Origin of the sequence: Pseudomonas sp. SK2 (genome assembly GCF_016772395.1) — a bacterium.
Taxonomy (GTDB): domain Bacteria; phylum Pseudomonadota; class Gammaproteobacteria; order Pseudomonadales; family Pseudomonadaceae; genus Aquipseudomonas; species Aquipseudomonas taiwanensis.
Window position 1 is genome coordinate 1,168,071 of sequence record NZ_CP061944.1, and the last position, 14,256, is coordinate 1,182,326.

The 14,256-nt window shown below is 62.0% G+C and carries 12 protein-coding genes; 7 read left to right on the plus strand and 5 right to left on the minus strand.

The window, feature by feature from the left end; all coding sequences use genetic code 11:
- Nucleotides 1-81 precede the first annotated feature (81 nt).
- The 7 genes from rnc (at nucleotide 82) to IF103_RS05210 (ending at nucleotide 6,892) form a co-directional block, all read left to right on the plus strand.
- The gene (rnc, locus tag IF103_RS05180; RefSeq protein ID WP_023378974.1) at nucleotides 82-771 is read left to right on the plus strand and encodes a ribonuclease III; all 690 of its coding nucleotides are present in this window, start codon (nucleotides 82-84) and stop codon (nucleotides 769-771) included.
- Nucleotides 764-1,666, plus strand: a complete 903-nt coding sequence (era, locus tag IF103_RS05185; RefSeq protein WP_023378976.1) for a GTPase Era — start codon at nucleotides 764-766, stop codon at nucleotides 1,664-1,666. Before rnc ends, era begins: the two co-directional genes overlap by 8 nt.
- 124 nt (nucleotides 1,667-1,790) lie before the next feature.
- On the plus strand, nucleotides 1,791-2,474 hold the full coding sequence (gene recO, locus IF103_RS05190; protein WP_023378978.1) for a DNA repair protein RecO: 684 nt from the start codon (nucleotides 1,791-1,793) through the stop codon (nucleotides 2,472-2,474).
- A 61-nt stretch (nucleotides 2,475-2,535) separates the two neighbouring features.
- Nucleotides 2,536-3,258 (plus strand): pyridoxine 5'-phosphate synthase, encoded by a 723-nt coding sequence (gene pdxJ / locus IF103_RS05195; protein WP_189672858.1) that lies wholly within the window; start codon nucleotides 2,536-2,538, stop codon nucleotides 3,256-3,258.
- Nucleotides 3,259-3,455: 197 nt separating this feature from the next.
- Nucleotides 3,456-4,673, plus strand: a complete 1,218-nt coding sequence (locus tag IF103_RS05200) for an alpha-xenorhabdolysin family binary toxin subunit A (RefSeq protein WP_252189429.1) — start codon at nucleotides 3,456-3,458, stop codon at nucleotides 4,671-4,673.
- A gap of 12 nt (nucleotides 4,674-4,685) precedes the next feature.
- Entirely contained in the window at nucleotides 4,686-5,681 is a 996-nt protein-coding gene (locus IF103_RS05205) for an alpha-xenorhabdolysin family binary toxin subunit B (RefSeq protein ID WP_202675913.1), read from the plus strand.
- A gap of 65 nt (nucleotides 5,682-5,746) precedes the next feature.
- The gene (locus IF103_RS05210) at nucleotides 5,747-6,892 is read left to right on the plus strand and encodes an alpha-xenorhabdolysin family binary toxin subunit A (protein ID WP_027908116.1); all 1,146 of its coding nucleotides are present in this window, start codon (nucleotides 5,747-5,749) and stop codon (nucleotides 6,890-6,892) included.
- 35 nt (nucleotides 6,893-6,927) lie between these two features.
- Here the strand turns inward: IF103_RS05210 and cmoB are convergent, their stop codons facing one another.
- The 5 genes from cmoB to IF103_RS05235 form a co-directional block, all read right to left on the minus strand.
- Complete coding sequence (cmoB, locus tag IF103_RS05215) at nucleotides 6,928-7,884, minus strand: tRNA 5-methoxyuridine(34)/uridine 5-oxyacetic acid(34) synthase CmoB (protein ID WP_202675914.1); 957 nt, start codon at nucleotides 7,882-7,884, stop codon at nucleotides 6,928-6,930.
- The gene (cmoA, locus tag IF103_RS05220; protein ID WP_023378985.1) at nucleotides 7,881-8,624 is read right to left on the minus strand and encodes a carboxy-S-adenosyl-L-methionine synthase CmoA; all 744 of its coding nucleotides are present in this window, start codon (nucleotides 8,622-8,624) and stop codon (nucleotides 7,881-7,883) included. Before cmoA ends, cmoB begins: the two co-directional genes overlap by 4 nt.
- Before the next feature lie 88 nt (nucleotides 8,625-8,712).
- Entirely contained in the window at nucleotides 8,713-9,105 is a 393-nt protein-coding gene (locus IF103_RS05225; protein WP_023378986.1) for a protease inhibitor I42 family protein, read from the minus strand.
- A 109-nt stretch (nucleotides 9,106-9,214) separates the two neighbouring features.
- On the minus strand, nucleotides 9,215-11,635 hold the full coding sequence (lon, locus tag IF103_RS05230) for an endopeptidase La (protein ID WP_202675915.1): 2,421 nt from the start codon (nucleotides 11,633-11,635) through the stop codon (nucleotides 9,215-9,217).
- A 202-nt stretch (nucleotides 11,636-11,837) separates the two neighbouring features.
- The gene (locus IF103_RS05235; protein WP_023378988.1) at nucleotides 11,838-14,249 is read right to left on the minus strand and encodes a glucose/quinate/shikimate family membrane-bound PQQ-dependent dehydrogenase; all 2,412 of its coding nucleotides are present in this window, start codon (nucleotides 14,247-14,249) and stop codon (nucleotides 11,838-11,840) included.
- Nucleotides 14,250-14,256 lie beyond the last annotated feature (7 nt).

Consider the following 14,256-nt stretch of genomic DNA (forward strand, 5'->3'; position numbering starts at 1 on the left):
GTTCATGGCGACGGACCACAGCCAAACAGTCTTTCAGGATGTTGATTTGAACAACGCGTTTAACAACGAGCGGGTGGCTGCATGAGTGCTTCCCTTACCCGTCTGGAGCGAAAGCTCGGATACACCTTCAAGAACCAGGAGCAGATGCTGCTGGCCCTGACCCATCGCAGCTATGCCGGGCGCAACAACGAGCGCCTGGAGTTCCTCGGCGACGCCATTCTCAACTTCGTGGTGGGCGAGGCGCTGTTCGAGCGCTTCCCCCAGGCCCGCGAAGGCCAGCTGTCGCGCCTGCGAGCCCGCCTGGTCAAGGGTGAGACCCTGGCCCGCCTGGCCCGAGGCTTCGACCTGGGTGAATACCTGCGCCTAGGGTCGGGTGAGCTCAAAAGTGGCGGTTTCCGCCGTGAGTCGATCCTGGCCGATGCCCTGGAAGCGCTGATTGGCGCGATCTACCTGGATGCGGACATGCAGACCGCCCGTGAGCGCATTCTCGACTGGCTCACCGACGAGTTCGATGGCTTGACCCTGGTCGATACCAACAAGGACCCCAAGACCCGCCTGCAGGAATTCCTGCAGTCGCGTGCCTGCGAGCTGCCGCGTTACGAAGTGGTGGACATCCAGGGCGAACCGCACTGCCGCACGTTCTTCGTCGAATGCGAAGTGGTGCTGCTGAATAACAAGAGCCGCGGCCAGGGCGTGAGTCGGCGTATCGCCGAACAGGTCGCCGCCGCCTCTGCATTGATCGCCCTGGGCGTGGAGAATGGCAATGACTGATAACAACCCGACCCGTTGCGGCTATGTCGCCATCGTTGGCCGCCCAAACGTGGGCAAGTCGACCCTGCTCAACCACATCCTCGGCCAGAAGCTGGCGATCACCTCGCGCAAGCCGCAGACCACCCGCCACAACATGCTCGGTATCAAGACCGAGGGTGACGTACAGGCGATCTACGTCGACACGCCTGGCATGCACAAGGCCAACGACAAGGCCTTGAACCGCTACATGAACCGCAACGCGTCGGCAGCCCTGAAAGACGTCGATGTGGTCATTTTCGTGGTTGACCGTACCCGTTGGACCGACGAGGACCAGCTGGTGCTCGAGCGCGTGCAGTACGTCACCGGCCCGGTCATCCTGGCGGTCAACAAAACCGACCGGATGGACGAGAAGGCCGAACTGATTCCGCACCTGCAATGGCTGCAGCAGCAGCTGCCGAATGCCGAGATCGTGCCCATCTCCGCTCAGCAGGGGCACAACCTGGAGTCGCTGGAAGCACTGATCGCCAAGCATCTTCCAGAAAACGAACACTTCTTCCCGGAAGACCAGATCACCGACCGCAGCAGCCGCTTCCTGGCCGCCGAACTGGTCCGCGAGAAGATCATGCGCCAGCTGGGCGCGGAGCTTCCGTACCAGATCACCGTCGAGATCGAAGAGTTCAAGCAGCAAGGGCATGTGCTGCACATTCACGCGTTGATCCTGGTCGAGCGTGATGGGCAGAAGAAGATCATCATTGGTGACAAGGGCGAGCGCATCAAACGCATCGGTTCCGATGCCCGCAAGGACATGGAAGTGCTGTTCGATGCCAAGGTGATGCTCAACCTCTGGGTCAAGGTCAAGGGCGGATGGTCGGACGACGAGCGTGCTCTGCGCTCGTTGGGTTACGGCGACCTGTAATCCCTTCAGGCGGCCAGCACCTCTCTGTGGGAGCGGGTTCACCCGCGAAAGCGTCAGTGAATCCACTGCAGCGTTCGCGGGCGAACCCGTTCCCACAGGCACATCTGGCCTTTAGAGAGTTCTGATGGAACAACCTGCCGCCCAGCCGGCCTACGTGCTGCACAGCCGCGCTTACAAGGAAACCAGCGCACTGGTCGACTTCTTCACGCCGCAAGGGCGTGTACGTGCCGTGCTGCGCCGTGCACGCGGCAAGGGTGGCAGCCTGGTGCGCCCATTCGTGCCGTTGGAAGTGGAATTGCGCGGACGCGGCGAGCTGAAGAACGTTGGGCGCCTTGATACAGTCGGGATTGCCGCCTGGTTGCATGGCGATGCGCTGTTCAGTGGCCTGTATCTGAACGAGCTACTGATGCGCCTTTTGCCTGCCGAAGCCCCTCAGCCCGAGTTGTTCGAGCATTACGCCCTGACCTTGCAGGCACTGGCGGCCGGGCGTCCGCTCGAGCCCTTGCTGCGTTCGTTCGAATGGCGGCTGCTCGAAGACCTCGGTTATGCCTTCGCACTGGACCACGATGTCAACGACCAACCCATCGTTGCGCAAGGTTTCTACCGCCTCCAGGTCGAGGCTGGCCTGGAACGGGTTTATCTGGTGCAGCCTGGGTTGTTCAACGGCAACGAGCTGCTGGCCCTGGCTCAAGCCGACTGGGACGCACCGGGTGCGCTGCTGGCGGCCAAGCGCCTGATGCGCCAAGCGCTGGCGGTGCACCTGGGGTCAAAGCCATTGGTTAGCCGGGAACTGTTTCGCAAGCGCTGAGCACGTCGTATGCTGTGGGGCTACATCTTCAGGAGAGCCTTTCGTGACTCACAGCAACCGCATGCTTCTCGGCGTCAATATCGACCATGTGGCGACCCTGCGCCAGGCCCGGGGCACGCGCTATCCCGACCCGGTCAAGGCCGCGCTGGACGCCGAAGAGGCGGGCGCCGACGGCATCACCGTTCATCTGCGCGAAGACCGCCGGCATATCCAGGAGCGTGATGTCGTGCTGCTCAAGGATGTGCTGCAGACCCGCATGAACTTCGAGATGGGCGTCACGGAAGAGATGATGGCCTTCGCCGAGAAGATTCGCCCGGCGCATATCTGCCTGGTACCGGAAACCCGTCAGGAGCTGACCACCGAAGGTGGCCTGGATGTGGCCGGCCAAGAGGCGCGGATCAAGGCAGCAGTCGAGCGCCTGTCGCGCACCGGTGCCGAAGTGTCGCTGTTCATCGATGCCGACGAGCGGCAGATCGAAGCCTCGCGTCGCGTTGGTGCACCGGCCATCGAGTTGCACACCGGTCGTTATGCCGATGCCGAAACACCGACCGAAGTGGCAGACGAGCTCAAGCGCATCGTCGATGGCGTCGCCTTCGGCGTTGGCCAAGGGCTGATCGTCAACGCTGGCCATGGCTTGCATTACCACAACGTCGAGGCGGTGGCGGCAATCAAAGGCATCAACGAACTCAATATCGGCCACGCCTTGGTCGCGCATGCATTGTTCGTCGGCTTCAAGGCCGCTGTAGCAGAGATGAAGGCGCTGATCGTGGCGGCTTCGCGCTGATTCTTCCTTCTCATCGCCGGTAGTCCGAACCTCTAGAGACAGGTTGACCGGCGATGGCACCCCGCGATTGAAACGGGTCCGGCCCTTCGGGCCAGCGGCCCACCGCTGCCTTCCTTCATGCAGCGGCATGATCACCGTCCCCCTCGTTAGCCACCAGCCCCTGTCGGATCAGGAAAGCCTGCCCGCTGCTGTGGTGCATGACGATTGCCGTACTTTGCCCTGACCGAGCCAATGTAGGGCTCGTATACAGGGGCGAAATCATGAATGAACAATGGGCTGACTATGAGCTGCTTCAACAGAAAGCTGCTAAATACCCGCAAGCTGTAGTGAACGGCTTGGCCTCGCTCGATGGTGAGGGCCAAGGCGGCCTGACGCTCAGTCGCGAACACATCCTCACGCTCAATCGCTATGCCAATTTTGTCTTCGCGTTGCCCTCCAGCCGCGACAACCTGGAGCGTTGGTTGGGCTACAAGCAAATCGAAGAGCCCGAACTTACGCCCGAGTCCATGGACGAGCTGTTCGAGAGCCTGCGCACTCATGCCCGTACATGGGCGCCGCTGTCGGACAGGAGCAAGAAACTGGCAGCCGGGCTTTCTTCCACCGCTGCTTCGATCAACGCGGCCGGTGAAGGCATCCTCGAAGAATCCCGGCGTGCGGTGGGCGAGGTCAAGCACTGGGAGAAGCTCCTGCTAAGCACTCCGGTGAAACTGGACGGCCCAGGCAGGCAGTCAGTTTCGCTACTCGTCGTTTACATGGGCATTCTCAAGGAGGATGTGCAGTGGTATGCGCAGCAGGTGGAAAGCGTAAGGCTCGAAACCGAGAGCTTCCGGGACATCGCGCGTTTCGAGCTGATTCCCGCGGTTAAGCAAAAAGGCCATGCAGTCGAGCGAAAGCAGGGTGACAACCAGGTAGAGAACCTGCGCGAGCAGCTGAAGTTGCTCGACCAGGACATCACTGCACTTAGCACTGAGTACGATCAATACGTGAAGCTGGCGTTGGGTGGCCTGGCCGTTGGCCCCATCGGAGCGGCAATCACCGGGGGAATATACGGCAGCAAAGCGGAGAAAGTGCGCAAAGAGCGCAAGAAGCAGCAGGAGGAGCGCCGTAAAGTCAGCGATCAGTTGCGTCTGCGGGTGAATCTTGAGGGCCGCATGGAAGAGTTGGCGACGTTTGTCGGCGAACTCGACACCCGACTGCAAGACGTGGTCACCGCTGCTTCCCACCTGCAAACGGCGTGGGACACCGTAGGTTCCTATATCGATGCGTCGATCGAAAAGCTCGAAAGCATTTCCGACAACAAGCAGTTGATCAGGTTCTCTTTGTATTTCCGCCAGTTCCTCGCGCAATGGAAACATATCCAGGAAAAATCCCTGCAATTAACCCAAATCTTCGACGATGCAGCCTCGGCCCAATAAGGTGAAACGACCATGAACGACAACGTCCACGTCCTGCCCATGACTGCCGATGCGCCCGAGCTCGGCAAAGTGCTCGCGGCAACACGAAGCTACACCGAGGTGTGGCAGAAGGGTCAATTGAAGTTTTCGACACCGCTCCAGGAAAACCTGGAGCGACACATGAGGCTGTTCACCCATTGCATCGATCAAACGGTGCGTAAGGCCCAAAGGCTGACTGCCGAGCTGGATAACGAAGCGTTGAGCGATATGCTCGCCAGCCTCGGTAGTGGTCACGACAGTGACGTTCTCGCCATAGCCGCAGAAGAGCGAGATACGGTGAAATCGCGACTGGCTGATCAAATATCCCATTTGGGCAGAGAGCTCCAGGCGCTCGCTACGTTGCCTTTGCTGGTCGGTACAGCCGATCAGGAGCGATTGAACAAGCAGCAGCAAAACCTGGTCAGGACCCACGCCCAGTTGGTGGAAGAGCATGATCGGGAGCAGCAGAACAAGGAGACGGTCGAGAAGGCCATTGCCACCTTGGAAGCCAATGGACTGCAGACGCGATTCGGTGGTGTGGTCCCTTCACTCGACGATCTCGGCAAACTGGCCGTTCCGGGTGGTGAAACGGTCGTCACCGTCGAGGCTGTCTCCAAAGCCGTCGAACAGCTTCAAACCCTGCTGGGCGATGTCGTCGAAGGTATGCGCTACACCCAACTGCAGCAGGAGCGCCGCAACATCGGTGAGCGCGTGCGCAAGCTAGCCGTTCAGGTCAGAGAACTCGTACAGCGCCAGGCAACGGTGACGCAGAGGCTTGCTGCACTGGAAATGCTGCCGATGCTGCAGGAGCAACGCACGGATTGGGCATCTGGCATGACGGTCGTCAGGCAGGCTCTGGGCAATTTCCACACCCATTTGGAGCGCGCTCCGATCGGTGACGGCGAGCAATTGCGAGTACTCAATGGGCTCTTCAAGCAATTGCTGACCTACCAGCGCCAGCTGTTGGAGCAACACCGTCGCGCGCTTTGAGGGCGCCCATCATGTCGCGCTCTGCGGAGCGCGATTTCTTTGCTATCGACGTCAATTGAAGACTCATGAATCCACGTACGTTGCCTTTCGAAGAGCAGCAGATGAAAGCGATCGTCCTGCCGGGTGAACTGATCCAGGCCATGGATAATCGAGATGGGCAGGGTTCTGCGGGTTTGATCCTTACGGCCGAATCGCGGTCGACGATCAGAAACTACAGCGAACGCATGCGCGTATTGCCGTCCACGCTGGCGCAAACCATCGCGTGGCTGGGGTACGACAGAATCACCGAGCCAGAATTGGCTCCCGAACGGATGTTGGGCCTGTTCAAACACTTGGCGTTGCATGCCCGTACATGGTCGATCCTCGACACGCAGTGCCTGGCTGTCACCACCGCCCTTGCAGAGCATGCCAGGCAGGTCGAAGCGCTCGGTGCCCAGGTGCTGGACCTTGCTGCACGCACACGGGCAATGGGCATCGATCGCGCATCCTGGGCCACGTTGCTTTCAGCGCCGGAAATGGACCTTGGCCCTCGGGACCTGCAATTGCTCCGGTCAATGGCTGACCAGTTGATGTGGCTGCACGGGCAAATCGACGATTTTGATCAACAAGTCGATGGGGTTCGCCTGGGACTCGAGAATTTTCGCGACCAGGCGCGCTTCACACTCAGGCCAGCGGTGTTCGAAAAGTGCCGTGCGGCCAAACGATTCTCGCTGGCGCCGGACGCTGAAGACCTCGAGTGGGAGTTGAGTCGCTTGGACGGTGAGATTCTAGACGTCCGTCATGATTACAGATCCTTCTCCAAGCAGTCGACATTGGGCTGGCTAGGTGGACCGTTCGGAGCCATTATCAGCAACTCGATCTATGGTGCAAAGGCCAGAAAGGCCCGCGCCCAGCTGCATGAGCTGGAGCTGCGGCACCGTCAGCTCAGCCAACGGCTGGCGGAGATCCAGCGGGTGAGCGGTCGCGTCAATGAGCTCAATGCATGCATGGGCGAATTGGAGATCGACTTATGGGACGTGGTGCTGGCGTCAGGGCATCTGCACACGACCTGGCAGACCATCGAGGCCTACCTGGAAAGTTCCGTGGTCCGGCTCGGCAGGATGAACACCCGTCAGGAACTGGTGGTGTTCATCCTGCACTTCCGCCAGTTCCTGGCACAGTGGAGCGGAATCGGCAGGCATGCGGGGCAGATGAGGAATATCTTCGCGTAGGCCAAAAAAACCGCGACGACCACGGGGGTTGCGTTTTACTTGCGGGCCACCAAGGTTGCCCGACGCGGGGCTGGCAGGCCTTCGATGGTCAGGCTGTGGTCGTGGGGATCGAGAAAATCGCTCAGCGACTGATAACGCATCCACTCGGTGCTGCGCTGCTCTTCGATGGTGGTCACGCTGACATCGACACAGCGTACGTCACTGAAGCCCGCCCGGCGCAGCCAGCGCGCGAGCGCAGGCACCGAGGGCAGGAACCAGACATTGCGCATTTGCGCGTAGCGGTCCTCAGGCACCAGCACCTGTTGTTCATCGCCTTCCACGACCAACGTTTCCAGCACCAGCTCGCCCCCTTTGACCAGGCAATCCTTGAGAGCCAGCAAGTGCTCGATCGGCGAGCGGCGGTGGTAGAACACGCCCATGGAGAACACCGTATCGAAGCCTTCCAGGTTGGCTGGCAGGTCTTCGAGGGCGAAGGGTAGGTGCCAGGCCGGCAGTCCTGGAAGGAATCGCTGCACCGCCTGGAATTGGCAGAAGAACAGCCAGTTGGGGTCGACGCCGATCACCATGTCGGCGCCAGCGCCGAGCATGCGCCACTGGTAGTAACCATTGCCACAACCCACGTCGAGCACGCGCTTGCCCTTGAGGTCCAGGTGCGGGCTGACACGCGACCACTTCCAGTCCGAGCGCCATTCGGTATCCACATGAACGCCGAACAGGTTGAACGGTCCCTTGCGCCAGGGCGACAAGCCCATCAGCGCCTGGCGCACCTGGGCGCGGGTCGCGTCGTCGCAGGCGCAGTCCAGACGCAGGCCGTCGACCAGGTCGATTTCGCTAGGCTGCAGGACGGGCAAGGCATCGAGGGCGCCGCGCCAGCGGTCGAGGTCACCGTGGCCTTTTTCCAGCTTGGCATCCAGCTGTGCTTGCAGGCCCTGGGACCAGGTAGCGAGGGGCGTACCCGCCAAGCGGCGGACCAGAGGGGAAAGATCGATCATGGCAGGGCTATCAGTGAGGCGAAGTTGAGGCATTGGAACCAAGGCACGACCTTGGAGAAGCCAGCGGCGTGCAGACGTTCCTGGTGGGCCTGGAGGGTATCGGGCTTCATCACGTTTTCGATGGCACTGCGTTTCTGGGCGATCTCCAGTTCGCTGTAGCCATTGGCACGTTTGAAGTCCAGGTGCAGCTCATTGAGCAGGGTTTGCTCCTCGTCATCGGCGAACCGCAGTTTCTCCGACAGGATCAGCGCGCCGCCCGGCAGCAGGGCCTGGCGGATACGGCCGAGCAACACCAGGCGTTGGTCAGGGGCGATGAACTGCAGGGTGAAATTCATCGCCACCACCGAGGCCGGCTCGAAGGGCAGGGCCAGGATATCGGCTTCCAGCACCTGTACCGGCAGCAGTTCCTGGAACATCGAGTCCTGAGCGGTAAGGTATTGGCGGCAGCGCTCGACCATGGCCGCCGAGTTGTCCACGGCGATGACTCGGCAGCCATCGCTGCGCACGTGACGGCGCAGGGACTGGGTCACAGCGCCCAGCGATGCGCCCAGATCGTACAGCGCGGTATTGGGCTGGGCGAAGCGCGCGGCCAGCACGCCGAGGTTCTCGACGATGGTCGGGTAGCCGGGCACCGAACGCTTGATCATGTCCGGGAATACCCGCACCACGTCTTCGTTGAAGACGAAGTCGGGCACCTGCTCCAGAGGCTGGGCGAATAGGCGGTCGGGTTCTTTGCTCACGGTGGATCCAGGCGCTGGCGATAGACAGGGCCGGCATTCTAGCCAAACCGCGGCGAGGATGCATGGTTGGCTGACCAGCGCTGTGCGATCACTTTACCCGAATGGCGCAATCGAAGGTCTGGACAGGCCTTACTTCGGGAGCCCAGGGTTGTTGGTAGACCAGGACCAGGTGGCCTTCGCCAGCTGACTTGGCCTGGAAGCGCCAGGTCGACAGGCCGGAACTGCCGACGATGCCAGCGTCCTCAGGGTCGCTGTAAACCTCGGGGCCGAGGCTGCGCAGGATGTCCGACGCTGGGTTCTGCACCAGCCAGCGGTAGCCGGTGGTGGGGTTGCTGGGCAGGGTGAGGGTGAGGGATTGACCGACCTGAAGGCGCTTGGGGCATTCGCTTTCAGCGTCCAGTTCGACGGTTTGTCTGGGCTGCTGGGCGCAGGCGGTGAGCAGGGCAAGGCTCAGGGGAACGAGTAGACGAGGGACGGTCATGGTGGCTCCGGAGGCTGGCGTTGGCCTGAGGATAACCGATGATCGCGCGGTTTTGTGCCACTTGTGCCGGCCTCTTCGCGGGCTTGACCCGCGAAGGGCGCACTATCGGTCAGAACAACACTTTGGCGACATCGGCGAAGCGTTTGGCGAAATGCACGGTCAGCCCTTCACGCAGGTAGTCCGGCAGCTCCTCGAAGTCTCCACGGTTGGGCTCCGGCAGAATCAGCTCGAAGATCTTCTGCCGCCGCGCCGCGATCACCTTCTCGCGCACCCCGCCGATAGGCAGGACCTGGCCAGTGAGGGTCAACTCGCCAGTCATGGCCACGCCTTTCTTCGGTGCCTGGTCGCGAGCCAGCGACAACAAGGCGCTGGCCATGGTGATACCCGCACTTGGACCGTCCTTGGGCGTGGCCCCTTCCGGCACGTGCAGGTGGATGAACGCTTCGTTGAAGAACGCTGGATCACCACCAAGCTGCTTGAGGTTCGAGCTGACGTAGCTGTAGGCAATTTCGGCGGACTCTTTCATCACATCGCCCAGCTTGCCGGTCAGCTTGAAGCCGCGGTTCAGGGTGTGGATGCGGGTGGCCTCGATCGGCAAGGTCGCACCGCCCATGCTGGTCCAGGCAAGCCCGGTTATCACGCCCTTGCCGGCCAAAACCTGTTCGCTGCGAAACACCGGCATGCCCAGGGCAGGCTCAAGGTCTTTGTTGCCGATCTTCAGCTTGGCGTCAGGGTCATCCAGCAACTTGACCACCGACTTGCGCACCAACTTGCCCAGTTGCTTCTCCAACTGCCGTACACCGGCCTCACGGGCGTAGCCTTCGATCACGGTGCGCAGGGCGCTGTCGCTGATGCTCAGGCTGGCCTTGGCGACGCCGGCTTTTTCCAGTTGCTTGGGCCACAAGTGGCGCTTGGCGATGGCCAGTTTTTCCTCGGTGATGTAGCCAGACAGGCGGATCACTTCCATCCGGTCGAGCAGCGGGCCGGGGATTGAGTCCAGCGTGTTGGCGGTGCACACGAACAGCACCTTGGACAAGTCCAGGCGCAGGTCCAGGTAGTGATCGAGGAAGTCGACATTCTGCTCCGGGTCGAGGGTCTCAAGCAGTGCCGAGGCCGGGTCACCCTGGTAGCTTTGACCCATCTTGTCGATTTCGTCGAGCATGATCACCGGGTTCATCACCTCGACCTCTTTCAACGCCTGCACCAGTTTGCCTGGCTGGGCGCCGATGTAGGTGCGGCGGTGACCCTTGATCTCGGCCTCATCGCGCATGCCGCCGACGCTGAAGCGGTAGAACGGCCGCCCCAAGGATTCGGCGATGGACTTGCCGATGCTGGTCTTGCCCACGCCAGGCGGGCCTACCAGCAGCACGATGGAGCCGCTGATCTCGCCTTTCCAGGCACCGACGGCGAGGAATTCGAGGATGCGTTCCTTGATGTCATCGAGGCCGGCATGGTGCTGGTCCAAGACCTTGCGGGCGTGCTTGAGATCGAGCTTGTCCTTGCCGTACAGGCCCCAGGGCAGGGCGGTGGCCCATTCCAGGTAATTGCGGGTGACGGCGTACTCGGGCGAGCCGGTCTCCAGAATCGCCAGCTTGCCCATTTCTTCGTCGATGCGTTTTTTCGCCTGCTCCGGCAGGGTCTTGCCTTCCAGGCGCTGTTCGAACTGCTCCAGGTCGGCGCTGCGATCGTCCTTGGTCAGGCCCAGCTCCTGCTGGATGACCTTGAGTTGCTCCTTGAGGAAGAACTCACGCTGGTGCTCGCCGATCTGCCGGTTGACCTCGGCGGAGATCTCGTTTTGCAGGCGTGCGACCTCGACTTCCTTGCGCAGCATGGGCAGGACTTTTTCCATGCGTTTGAGCATGGGCACGCAGTCCAGCACTTCTTGCAGCTGATTGCCGGTGGCGGAGGTGAGCGCTGCGGCGAAATCGGTCAGCGGCGACGGGTCGTTGGGGCTGAAGCGGTTGAGGTAGTTCTTCAGCTCCTCGCTGTACAGCGGATTGAGCGGTAGCAGTTCCTTGATCGCATTGATCAGGGCCATGCCGTAGGCCTTCACCTCATCGGTAGGCTCGGTCGGTTGGCGCGGATAATCGACCTCGACCAGATACGGTGGGCGGTGGTGCTTGAGCCAGGTGCGAATGCGCACCCGGGTCAGGCCCTGGGCGACGAACTGCAGCTTGCCGTTCTCGCGGCTGGCGTGGTGCACCTTGACCAGCGTGCCGTACTGCGGCAGGGCGGAGGTATCGAAGTGGCGATGGTCTTCGGGTGGCGTGTCCATGAAGAACAGTGCCAGGGAGTGGTGCGGTGTCTTGGCCACCAGGTCGAGCGTTTCTGCCCAAGGCTCTTCATTGACGATGACCGGCAGGACTTGGGCCGGGAAGAACGGGCGGTTGTGAATCGGGATCACATAGACCTTGTCCGGTAACTGCTGGCCGGGCAAGGCGAGGGCGTGGCCAGTGTTGGCCTGGGACTGAAGGTGTTCGACTTCGCTGTGTTCGTCGGGTTGTTCCGGGAAATCCTGCTGGTCGCTCATGGGGCACCTGCGTAAATGACTATGGTGCTTAGATGGGGCGGGGGGGAATGGGTTTCAATGGTGTAGGAGCGCCCTTGTGTCGCGCAAGGCTCGTTTAGCAGCCCCAGTTCCCCGGCCGGTAGCGTGACCTCGGGGTTGCTGGGCAGCCCTTTCGCGACACAAGGCCGCTCCCACAGGCGTGGACCTGGGGGAGCGGTGGTGCTTACTCCGAGAGTTTGTAAGCGATGATGTAATCGCCCATCTTGGTGCCCAGCGAGCCATGGCCGCCAGCCGTGACCAGCACATACTGCTTGCCGTCCTTGCCGGTGTAGGTCATGGGGGTGGCCTGGCCACCTGCTGGCAGGCGGGACTTCCACAGTTCCTTGCCGTTGTGGGTGTCGTAGGCGCGCAGGTACTGGTCCAGCGTGCCGCTGAGGAAGCCGACGCCGCCAGCGGTGACGATCGACCCGCCCATGCTCGGCACGCCTACCGGCAGGCCGATCGGAATTGGCGTGCTGTCACGGGTGGTGCCGTTCTTGTGCTTCCACACGACCTTGTTGGTGAACAGGTCGATGGCGGCTACATAACCCCAGGCAGGCGCCTGGCACGGAACGCCCAGTGGCGACATGAACGGGTGCATGATCACGGCATACGGAGCGCCGGTGTTCGGCTGCACGCCGCTGGTCTCGCTTTCGCGCTTGCTACCAGCGGCAACTTGCTCGCGTGGCACCATCTTCGAGACGAAGGCCATGTAGTTCGGCGAAGTGAACAGCAGCTGGCGCACCGGGTCGACGGAAACGCTGCCCCAGTTGAACACACCGACGTTACCCGGATAGACCAGCGAACCCTGCTCGGACGGTGGGGTGTACTGGCCCTCGTAGCGCAGCTCACGGAACTGGATACGGCACAGCATCTGGTCGAACGGGGTGGCGCCCCACATGGCCTGTTCGGTCAGCTCGGGGCCGAGGAGGTTGAGGTCCGAACGCGCCTGGGTCGGTGCCGTGTGGTCGCCCTTGACTGCGCCTTGCGGCACCGGGATCTCGCGGATCGGCACGATCGGGGTGCCGTCGCGGCGGTCCAGGACGTACAGGCTGCCCTGCTTGGTCGGCACGATAACCGCAGGCTTCACGCCTTCCTTGGTTTTAAGGTGAACCAGGGTCGGCTGGCTGCCCACGTCCATGTCCCACAGGTCGTGGTGGGTGAACTGGTAGTTCCAGCGAGCCTTGCCGGTGGCCAGGTCCAGGGCGACGATACCGGCGCTGTACTTCTCGGCGCCTGGGGTACGGTTGGCGCCCCATTGGTCAGGCGTCTGGTTGCCCAGCGGCAGGTAGATCATGCCCAGGTCTTCATCGACGCTGGCGATCGACCACATGTTGGCCGAGTTGCGGCTGTAGGTCTTGCCGGGAGCCAATGGCTTGGTGTCGTCCGGGTTGTTGCTGTCCCAGTTCCACACCAGGTGGCCGTCGTGCACGTCGTAGGCGCGAATCACACCGGAAGGCTCGTTGGTCGACTCGTTGTCGGTCACGTGGCCGCCGATGATCACCAGGTCACGGGTGATGGCTGCAGGCGACGTGGAGTAGTAGCCGCCAGCGGTGAACGGACCGATGCCGGTGGTCAGGTCGATCACGCCCTGGTTGGCGAAGCCTTCGCAGACTTTGCCGTTGTCGGCGTTGATGGCGATCAGACGCGCGTCGGCGGTCGGCAGGTAGAGGCGGCGTGGGCACGCCTGGGCAACAGCCTGGCCGGCATCCGAGATTTTCGGCGCAGGGCTGCCGTCGCGGCTGACGTAGCGGTTTTCGTCATAGTACGAAACGCCACGGCAGGTCATGTGGGCAAAGCCCTTGAAGGTGCCTACCGGGCTTTTCACCTGAGGGTCGAAACGCCAGATTTCCGCGCCAGTGTCCGGGTCCAAGGCCAGGACCTTGCTGTGAGCGGTGCAGGCATAGAGCATGCCATTGACCTTCAGCGGCGTGTTCTGGTTGGTCAGCTCAACAGGGTCATTTTCCGTCGGCAGGTCGCCGGTACGGATACGCCAGGCCTCCTCCAGGCGATAGACGTTCTGCGGGGTGATCTGGCGCAGGGGCGAGTAGCGGTCGCCATGCTCGGTGCGGCCATAGGCCTGCCATTCACCGTCAGGCATGTCCGGTGCGGCGCTGGCCATTTCGCTGCTCTCGCGGCCCAATTCGCCGAACACTTCGCCAGGGTGGGTAAACTGGCTGGCCAGGGCGCAGGCACCAGAGGCCACGACCGCGACGCTGAGCAGGGCGGTATTGGCTTTCGAAGCTGGGCCGGTCAAGGGGCGGCGGGCCCACGGCAGCAGCAGAAGCACGCCAATGGCGAACCAGATGGCCAGGCGTGGTACCAGTTGCCACCAGTCCAGGCCGACTTCCAGCAGGGCCCACACCGTGCTGCCGAGCAACACCAGGCCGTATAGCCCCAGGGCGATGCGCCGTTTGGCCAGCAGCAGGATGCCGGACAAGGCGAAGCCGATACCGGCGATCAGGTAATAGAGCGATCCCCCCAGCTGGCTCAGCTTGATGCCGCCTGCCAGCAGGGCCAGGCCCATCAGCAATAGCAGCACGCCCAGAAGGCGCGGCAGCCAGCGGGTTCCGTTCTTGGCACCGTCAGTGCTCATCGTAGGT

What these genes read in the sequence shown, in the direction of transcription:
- rnc (WP_023378974.1), top strand. Translation starts at nt 82, where the DNA reads ATGAGTGCTTCCCTTACCCGTCTGGAGCGAAAGCTCGGATACACCTTC.
- era (WP_023378976.1), top strand. Translation starts at nt 764, where the DNA reads ATGACTGATAACAACCCGACCCGTTGCGGCTATGTCGCCATCGTTGGC.
- recO (WP_023378978.1), top strand. Translation starts at nt 1,791, where the DNA reads ATGGAACAACCTGCCGCCCAGCCGGCCTACGTGCTGCACAGCCGCGCT.
- pdxJ (WP_189672858.1), top strand. Translation starts at nt 2,536, where the DNA reads ATGCTTCTCGGCGTCAATATCGACCATGTGGCGACCCTGCGCCAGGCC.
- IF103_RS05200 (WP_252189429.1), top strand. Translation starts at nt 3,456, where the DNA reads ATGACGATTGCCGTACTTTGCCCTGACCGAGCCAATGTAGGGCTCGTA.
- IF103_RS05205 (WP_202675913.1), top strand. Translation starts at nt 4,686, where the DNA reads ATGAACGACAACGTCCACGTCCTGCCCATGACTGCCGATGCGCCCGAG.
- IF103_RS05210 (WP_027908116.1), top strand. Translation starts at nt 5,747, where the DNA reads ATGAATCCACGTACGTTGCCTTTCGAAGAGCAGCAGATGAAAGCGATC.
- cmoB (WP_202675914.1), bottom strand. Translation starts at nt 7,884, where the DNA reads ATGATCGATCTTTCCCCTCTGGTCCGCCGCTTGGCGGGTACGCCCCTC.
- IF103_RS05225 (WP_023378986.1), bottom strand. Translation starts at nt 9,105, where the DNA reads ATGACCGTCCCTCGTCTACTCGTTCCCCTGAGCCTTGCCCTGCTCACC.
- lon (WP_202675915.1), bottom strand. Translation starts at nt 11,635, where the DNA reads ATGAGCGACCAGCAGGATTTCCCGGAACAACCCGACGAACACAGCGAA.
- IF103_RS05235 (WP_023378988.1), bottom strand. Translation starts at nt 14,249, where the DNA reads ATGAGCACTGACGGTGCCAAGAACGGAACCCGCTGGCTGCCGCGCCTT.